This window comes from Mesorhizobium sp. P2_F8 (genome assembly GCF_056403655.1).
The window spans coordinates 1-7,908 of record NZ_JBFUFB010000048.1 but is presented as its reverse complement, the minus strand read 5'-3'; the positions used below and the strand labels follow the sequence as shown (position 1 = coordinate 7,908).

Annotated in this window: 3 protein-coding genes, 3 tRNA genes and 3 rRNA genes; 8 read left to right on the top strand and 1 reads right to left on the bottom strand. The window is 55.7% G+C overall.

The genetic code is table 11. The annotated features are described in order from the left end of the window. Window positions 1-597 precede the first annotated feature (597 nt). From AC1DZP_RS35170 to AC1DZP_RS35135, 8 genes are all read left to right on the top strand, one after another. A complete protein-coding gene (locus tag AC1DZP_RS35170) occupies window positions 598-864 on the top strand; it encodes a type II toxin-antitoxin system ParD family antitoxin (protein WP_184879647.1) in 267 nt (88 codons plus the stop codon). Window positions 865-867: 3 nt separating this feature from the next. After that, window positions 868-1,179 carry a type II toxin-antitoxin system RelE/ParE family toxin gene (locus AC1DZP_RS35165; protein WP_477308835.1) on the top strand — a complete coding sequence of 104 codons (312 nt, stop codon included), beginning with the start codon at window positions 868-870 and terminating at the stop codon, window positions 1,177-1,179. A 597-nt stretch (window positions 1,180-1,776) separates the two neighbouring features. Next, window positions 1,777-3,261, top strand: a 16S ribosomal RNA gene (locus AC1DZP_RS35160). 316 nt (window positions 3,262-3,577) lie between these two features. Then, window positions 3,578-3,654, top strand: a tRNA-Ile gene (locus AC1DZP_RS35155). A 56-nt stretch (window positions 3,655-3,710) separates the two neighbouring features. Next, window positions 3,711-3,786 (top strand) — tRNA-Ala (locus AC1DZP_RS35150). Between the two features lie 420 nt (window positions 3,787-4,206). After that, window positions 4,207-7,065 (top strand): 23S ribosomal RNA (locus tag AC1DZP_RS35145). Window positions 7,066-7,364: 299 nt separating this feature from the next. Beyond that, a 5S ribosomal RNA gene (gene rrf / locus AC1DZP_RS35140) occupies window positions 7,365-7,479 on the top strand. The 16S, 23S and 5S rRNA genes sit together here with 3 tRNA genes alongside, the layout of an rRNA operon. Before the next feature lie 170 nt (window positions 7,480-7,649). After that, a tRNA-Met gene (locus tag AC1DZP_RS35135) sits at window positions 7,650-7,726 on the top strand. Here the strand turns inward: AC1DZP_RS35135 and AC1DZP_RS35130 are convergent. Continuing rightward, window positions 7,697-7,908: hypothetical protein (locus tag AC1DZP_RS35130; protein WP_477308833.1), on the bottom strand; the 212-nt coding region annotated here is incomplete at its 5' end. The two genes, AC1DZP_RS35135 and AC1DZP_RS35130, sit on opposite strands and share 30 nt — an antisense overlap.

Here is a 7,908-nt window from a genome sequence, read left to right as displayed (position 1 = left end):
AGCAGCCCGGTAGCTCGTCAGGCTCATAACCTGAAGGTCACAGGTTCAAATCCTGTCCCCGCAACCAAATTAAAACAGCCCGGCCAAGCCCGGGCTGTTTTTGTATCTGGCCGACCGTGGCCGTGGATTCGAACCCCTCAGGGCCCCGCAAGGAACCAAGCCGACGCAGCAGGACAAATAAGACAAAGCCTGTTCCAGCAACCAAACGCCCGCCTGGCCAAAAGCCGGCGGGCGTTGCGCTTTGGGAGCATATGTGAGCCGTAGATCGACAGACGCGAACTCCAACCGGATCGCCGACGCGCTCGGGATGCCATTTCTGTCCGGTTTTGTCGTGTCACGCAGACATTGTCGTTTGCGTCGCGCGCATGCTGCCTTGGAGATGACGACCGCGGGCATCGACTTTGCACGCCGCTCCTCGATCGCGCCGGCGCCCTCAAGGCTGAGACGACATTCCGGTCGTGCCGAATCAGGCGACGGCATCTCTCCCGGAGCTGGATAGCGGCAAGGTGGAGCATGGCCGAATCAGCCAGATTGCTAATAGTTGACATCTATTGCTATCCGCGTTGAGCGCCCCCATAATCTTTGCAGGAGGTTGCCATGCCAAATTACGCTTTAAACGACCACTATGAGAGCTTCATCAGGAAGCAGCTCGAATCAGGCCGCTACAACAATGCCAGCGAGGTTGTCCGCGCTGGCCTGCGCATGCTCGAGGACTTCGAGGCGGAGCGAGAGAAATGGCTGCGTGAGGACGTACCGTCGCGCCTGGCCGAGCTCCAGCGGGATCCAACGAAAGGGATCCCTGCCGACACGGTGTTTTCGCGGCTGGAGGCGCGTCATCGCGCGAAACAGGCGAAAGCCAAGTAAGGGATGGGGTATCAGATTGTCTTCCACCCCAAGGCGGAGTCCGAGCTGGAAGCGCTGTATGACGACATAGCGGAACGCGCATCGCCTGCGATCGCCTGGAATTTCGTTGTGGGTATCCGCGAGCATTGTCTCGACCTGTCGACTTTTCCACAGCGCGGCACCGAGCGGGTCGAGATCATGCCTGGGCTGCGGATTGTTGGGTACCGGCGCGCTGTCAGCATTGCATTCGCCGTCGAGGGCGAGCGGGTACTGATTTTGGGCGTCTTTTACGCCGGCCGCAACATCACGCCGGAATTGCTTGAAGAACGGCTCTAACCGGCGCTCAAGCAGGGCGCGGCCAGGGCGCTCCGCCAAGCGCGACAGCGATTTCGGGCCGATGGCATCCGCCCGGCGCTGATCTGGTGCCGTGCTTCATGCGGATAAGCTGCACCGGAAAGCCGGTCACAATCGGGCCAAGCCAACTCACAAATTCGGGCCTCGCCAAGATCTCCACGAGAAATCGAAAAAAGGGTGATCTTGGCTGTTGACAGTTGTTGAAGGTGGCGACTATATACGCCTCACCAACGAGGGCGGCACGCCGCTGGCGACGAAGAAGTTTGCTTCTAAGCCTGCCCGTTGTGAGATTCAAGAGAGCCGCGTAAGCGACACTCGGACGGCCCCGGAGCCAAAAGCGAAACGGGCCACGACACTGCGTCTGCGGTGTCTGTTCTTTGAAAATTGAATATTGAAGAAAGAGAAACGTGGGCGGCAGAGTCCTGCTGAACCTCTTATCCCGCCAGGGATAGGTTGTTCGAACGAGACTTTGGCGGACACGTTTTGAGAGAATAAAGTCTACCAAGACACGTGAGTGTCTAGGTGTGAATGTTCTCGTCAATTCAAAGCGTGACCAGATAAAAGCCAATCAAAGTTTCAAAACTTGAGAGTTTGATCCTGGCTCAGAACGAACGCTGGCGGCAGGCTTAACACATGCAAGTCGAGCGCCTCGCAAGAGGAGCGGCAGACGGGTGAGTAACGCGTGGGAATCTACCCATCTCTACGGAACAACTCCGGGAAACTGGAGCTAATACCGTATACGTCCTTCGGGAGAAAGATTTATCGGAGATGGATGAGCCCGCGTTGGATTAGCTAGTTGGTGGGGTAATGGCCTACCAAGGCGACGATCCATAGCTGGTCTGAGAGGATGATCAGCCACATTGGGACTGAGACACGGCCCAAACTCCTACGGGAGGCAGCAGTGGGGAATATTGGACAATGGGCGAAAGCCTGATCCAGCCATGCCGCGTGAGTGATGAAGGCCCTAGGGTTGTAAAGCTCTTTCAACGGTGAAGATAATGACGGTAACCGTAGAAGAAGCCCCGGCTAACTTCGTGCCAGCAGCCGCGGTAATACGAAGGGGGCTAGCGTTGTTCGGAATTACTGGGCGTAAAGCGCACGTAGGCGGATTGTTAAGTTAGGGGTGAAATCCCGGGGCTCAACCCCGGAACTGCCTTTAATACTGGCAATCTCGAGTCCGAGAGAGGTGAGTGGAATTCCGAGTGTAGAGGTGAAATTCGTAGATATTCGGAGGAACACCAGTGGCGAAGGCGGCTCACTGGCTCGGTACTGACGCTGAGGTGCGAAAGCGTGGGGAGCAAACAGGATTAGATACCCTGGTAGTCCACGCCGTAAACTATGAGAGCTAGCCGTCGGCAAGTTTACTTGTCGGTGGCGCAGCTAACGCATTAAGCTCTCCGCCTGGGGAGTACGGTCGCAAGATTAAAACTCAAAGGAATTGACGGGGGCCCGCACAAGCGGTGGAGCATGTGGTTTAATTCGAAGCAACGCGCAGAACCTTACCAGCCCTTGACATCCCGGTCGCGGTTTCCAGAGATGGATCCCTTCAGTTCGGCTGGACCGGTGACAGGTGCTGCATGGCTGTCGTCAGCTCGTGTCGTGAGATGTTGGGTTAAGTCCCGCAACGAGCGCAACCCTCGCCCTTAGTTGCCAGCATTCAGTTGGGCACTCTAAGGGGACTGCCGGTGATAAGCCGAGAGGAAGGTGGGGATGACGTCAAGTCCTCATGGCCCTTACGGGCTGGGCTACACACGTGCTACAATGGTGGTGACAGTGGGCAGCGAGACCGCGAGGTCGAGCTAATCTCCAAAAGCCATCTCAGTTCGGATTGCACTCTGCAACTCGAGTGCATGAAGTTGGAATCGCTAGTAATCGCGGATCAGCATGCCGCGGTGAATACGTTCCCGGGCCTTGTACACACCGCCCGTCACACCATGGGAGTTGGTTTTACCCGAAGGCGCTGTGCTAACCGCAAGGAGGCAGGCGACCACGGTAGGGTCAGCGACTGGGGTGAAGTCGTAACAAGGTAGCCGTAGGGGAACCTGCGGCTGGATCACCTCCTTTCTAAGGAAGAACCTTAATGGAAACGCTCATCTGATGAGCCTCTGCCTTTCGGTTCTCTTGGAACAAGACGGCAGAGAGTCACTCTGACCGTCGCGCATACCTTAAGCGGGTCTGCCGCCTTCGTTTCTCTTTCTTCAGCGAATGACTTTGGATTGCGCTCGCGCGCCGTGTCGCACCCTCCTGTTGATTAAGATGGGCGGGTGCTGGCGCTCCGCGAGGGCGCGGCACGAGCCGCGACGGCCGCCGGTTTTAGTTAGATTTGGCGGCCTTGCGAGGCTCTGCCTCGAAGCCGACTACCATCTGCGCTTGGGGCTTAGGGCTTGTAGCTCAGTTGGTTAGAGCGCGCGCTTGATAAGCGTGAGGTCGGAGGTTCAAGTCCTCCCAGGCCCACCACTTCGCAATCCGCAAGGATTGTCGGATCTCCTCGATATCTGTCGGGAAAATAATCAGGGGCCGTAGCTCAGCTGGGAGAGCGCCTGCTTTGCAAGCAGGATGTCGTCGGTTCGATCCCGTCCGGCTCCACCACTCGCGCAATCCGCAGGGATTGTCGCTTCTTCTCCAGGGAAGAAAGAGGTGTCGAGTGGAGATGAAGGTGTCCGAGAAAAAGTCATTCGAAAAAAGATTTGCGGGAAGCTTTCTTGGCTTTCCCGCCTGTTCTGTTTGACATCGTAAAGAGAAGATTTGTTCGAACTTCATGGCCTGAAAGGGTTGTGATTTGTCGCGGGAGACGCTCAATCTCCCGCATATGATGGGTTTGCCTAACCGCACCCTCGAACCGATCTCGAGAAGCTGGTCTTTTTGTGCCAATGACATCGGGCTAAATCCCGCACAGGATTTGGCCCATGCGACGATCCCTTCGGGGTCGCGCTGAAGCAGGATCCTTCGGGATTTGGCTGAAGCGACGATCTCTTCGAGATCGCGCAGGTGGGCATTGGCAATGAGAACGATCAAGTGTCTTAAGGGCAATTGGTGGATGCCTTGGCATGCACAGGCGATGAAGGACGTGATACGCTGCGATAAGCTACGGGGAGGTGCGAATACCCTTTGATCCGTAGATTTCCGAATGGGGAAACCCACCTAAGGTACTTGGAAAATCAGAGCAGCAGGCCGGCGCGATCCCTTTGGGGGCGCGTTGGAGCGACAATCTCTTCGAGATTACGCTGATGCTGCTGTGGTTTCCAAGTATCGATAATAGGTAACTTACCCTGAATACATAGGGGTAAAGTGGCGAACGCGGGGAACTGAAACATCTAAGTACCCGTAGGAAAGGACATCAACCGAGACTCCGGAAGTAGCGGCGAGCGAACCCGGACCAGGCCAGTGGCGATGATGAGACAAGCGGAACCTTCTGGAAAGTAGGGCCATAGTGGGTGACAGCCCCGTACGCGTAATGCAAATCATCGTCCTCGAGTAAGGCGGGACACGTGAAATCCTGTCTGAAATTGGGGGGACCACCCTCCAAGCCTAAGTACTCGTGCATGACCGATAGCGAACTAGTACCGTGAGGGAAAGGTGAAAAGCACCCCGACAAGGGGAGTGAAAGAGTACCTGAAACCGATTGCCTACAAACAGTGGAAGCCCAAGGTTCGTCCTGGGTGACCACGTACCTTTTGTATAATGGGTCAGCGACTTAGTGTGACGAGCAAGCTTAAACCGCTAGGTGTAGGCGCAGCGAAAGCGAGTCTGAACAGGGCGTTCAGTTCGTCGCATTAGACCCGAAACCGAGTGATCTAGCCATGAGCAGGTTGAAGGTAAGGTAACACTTACTGGAGGACCGAACCCATAACTGTTGCAATAGTTCGGGATGACTTGTGGCTAGGGGTGAAAGGCCAATCAAACTCGGAAATAGCTGGTTCTCCGCGAAATCTATTTAGGTAGAGCGTCGACCGAATACCCCAGGGGGTAGAGCACTGGATGGGCTAGGGGTCCTCACCGGATTACCAAACCTAACCAAACTCCGAATACCTGGGAGTACTAGTCGGCAGACACACGGCGGGTGCTAACGTCCGTCGTGAAAAGGGAAACAACCCTGACCTACAGCTAAGGTCCCCAAGTTATGGCTAAGTGGGAAAGGATGTGAGGATCCCAAAACAACCAGGATGTTGGCTTAGAAGCAGCCATCATTTAAAGAAAGCGTAACAGCTCACTGGTCTAAATAAGGGTCTTTGCGCCGAAAATGTAACGGGGCTAAAGCCATACACCGAAGCTTAGGGTTCGTGAGCAATCACGAGCGGTAGCGGAGCGTTCTGTAAGCTGATGAAGCCATACCCGTGAGGGGTGGTGGAGGTATCAGAAGTGCGAATGCTGACATGAGTAACGTAAGGGGAGTGAGAGACTCCCCCGCCGAAAGACCAAGGGTTCCTGCTTAAAGCTAATCTGAGCAGGGTTAGCCGGCCCCTAAGACGAGGCGGAAACGCGTAGTCGATGGGAACCACGTTAATATTCGTGGGCTTGGAGGTAGTGACGGATCATTGAGGTAGTCCAATCTTATCGGATTGAACGGGCTGCTGCGTGGTTCCAGGAAATAGCTCCTCCTTATAAACCGTACCCGAAACCGACACTGGTGGTCTGGTAGAGTATACCAAGGCGCTTGAGAGAACTATGCTGAAGGAACTCGGCAAATTGCACGCGTAACTTCGGAAGAAGCGTGACCCTTTTCCACGCAAGTGGAGGAGGGTGGCACAGACCAGGGGGTAGCGACTGTTTATCAAAAACACAGGGCTCTGCGAAGTCGCAAGACGACGTATAGGGTCTGACGCCTGCCCGGTGCTGGAAGGTTAAGAGGAGGGGTGCAAGCTCTGAATCGAAGCCCCAGTAAACGGCGGCCGTAACTATAACGGTCCTAAGGTAGCGAAATTCCTTGTCGGGTAAGTTCCGACCTGCACGAATGGCGTAACGACTTCCCCGCTGTCTCCAGCATAGACTCAGTGAAATTGAATTCCCCGTGAAGATGCGGGGTTCCTGCGGTTAGACGGAAAGACCCCGTGCACCTTTACTATAGCTTTACATTGGCATTCGTAGTGGCATGTGTAGGATAGGTGGTAGGCTTTGAAACCTGGGCGCCAGCTCAGGTGGAGCCACCCTTGAAATACCACCCTTATTACTATGGATGTCTAACCGCGGCCCGTTATCCGGGTCCGGGACAATGTATGGTGGGTAGTTTGACTGGGGCGGTCGCCTCCTAAAGAGTAACGGAGGCGCGCGATGGTGGGCTCAGAACGGTCGGAAATCGTTCGCTGAGTGCAATGGCATAAGCCTGCCTGACTGCGAGACTGACAAGTCGAGCAGAGACGAAAGTCGGTCATAGTGATCCGGTGGTCCCGCGTGGAAGGGCCATCGCTCAACGAATAAAAGGTACGCCGGGGATAACAGGCTGATGACCCCCAAGAGTCCATATCGACGGGGTTGTTTGGCACCTCGATGTCGACTCATCGCATCCTGGGGCTGGAGCAGGTCCCAAGGGTATGGCTGTTCGCCATTTAAAGCGGTACGTGAGYTGGGTTCAGAACGTCGTGAGACAGTTYGGTCCCTATCTGCCGTGGGTGTAGGAATATTGAAAGGATCTGTCCCTAGTACGAGAGGACCGGGATGGACGGATCTCTGGTGGACCTGTTGTGGCGCCAGCCGCATAGCAGGGTAGCTATATCCGGACGGGATAACCGCTGAAGGCATCTAAGCGGGAAACCCACCTTAAAACGAGTATTCCCTGAGAACCGTGGAAGACGACCACGTTGATAGGCCGGGTGTGGAAGAGCGGCAACGCTTGAAGCTTACCGGTACTAATAGTTCGATCGGCTTGATCGTTCTCATTCCTTATGCCCATCTCGGCGCAATCCAAAGGATTGTCGCCAGAAGTCAGATGGTTTGTTCTCACTCACGCTTGTTCCGCCCTGCGGGCGGCGCTACGTGGGTGCGGCGCATCGGCGCCGACGGTCGGTCGACCTTGCGAAGCTTCGCTTCGAAGGGCCAGACCCCAAGAACAGCCAGGCACAAAAAAGACCAGCGAACAGCTCCGAGACGGCCAAAAAATAGGTAATCCCTATTGGCTACTCACTAATAGCTATTCGCTCAACAGCTTCTCGAAACAACGTGCGTTTTGCCGACCTGGTGGTTATGGCGGAGCGGCTGCACCCGATCCCATTCCGAACTCGGCCGTGAAACGCTCCAGCGCTGATGGTACTTCGTCTCAAGACGCGGGAGAGTAGGTCGCTGCCAGGTCTGCCAAACGCACGTTGATCTCACATCCAAATCGGATGCAGAGAAATCTTCTCTTTATGAACAGGCCCGCCAACGGGATCACGGGCCGCGTAAGCGGCCCTTTCATTTGGTGAGGCTTCTACCTATCTGTAGGCCATCCCTATCGTAGGCTTGCGCTTACTTCTAGTTGACGCGGGGTGGAGCAGCCCGGTAGCTCGTCAGGCTCATAACCTGAAGGTCACAGGTTCAAATCCTGTCCCCGCAACCAAATTAAAACAGCCCGGCCAAGCCCGGGCTGTTTTTGTATCTGGCCGACCGTGGCCGTGGATTCGAACCCCTCAGGGCCCCGCAAGGAACCAAGCCGACGCAGCAGGACAAATAAGACAAAGCCTGTTCCAGCAACCAAACGCCCGCCTGGCCAAAAGCCGGCGGGCGTTGCGCTTTGGGAGC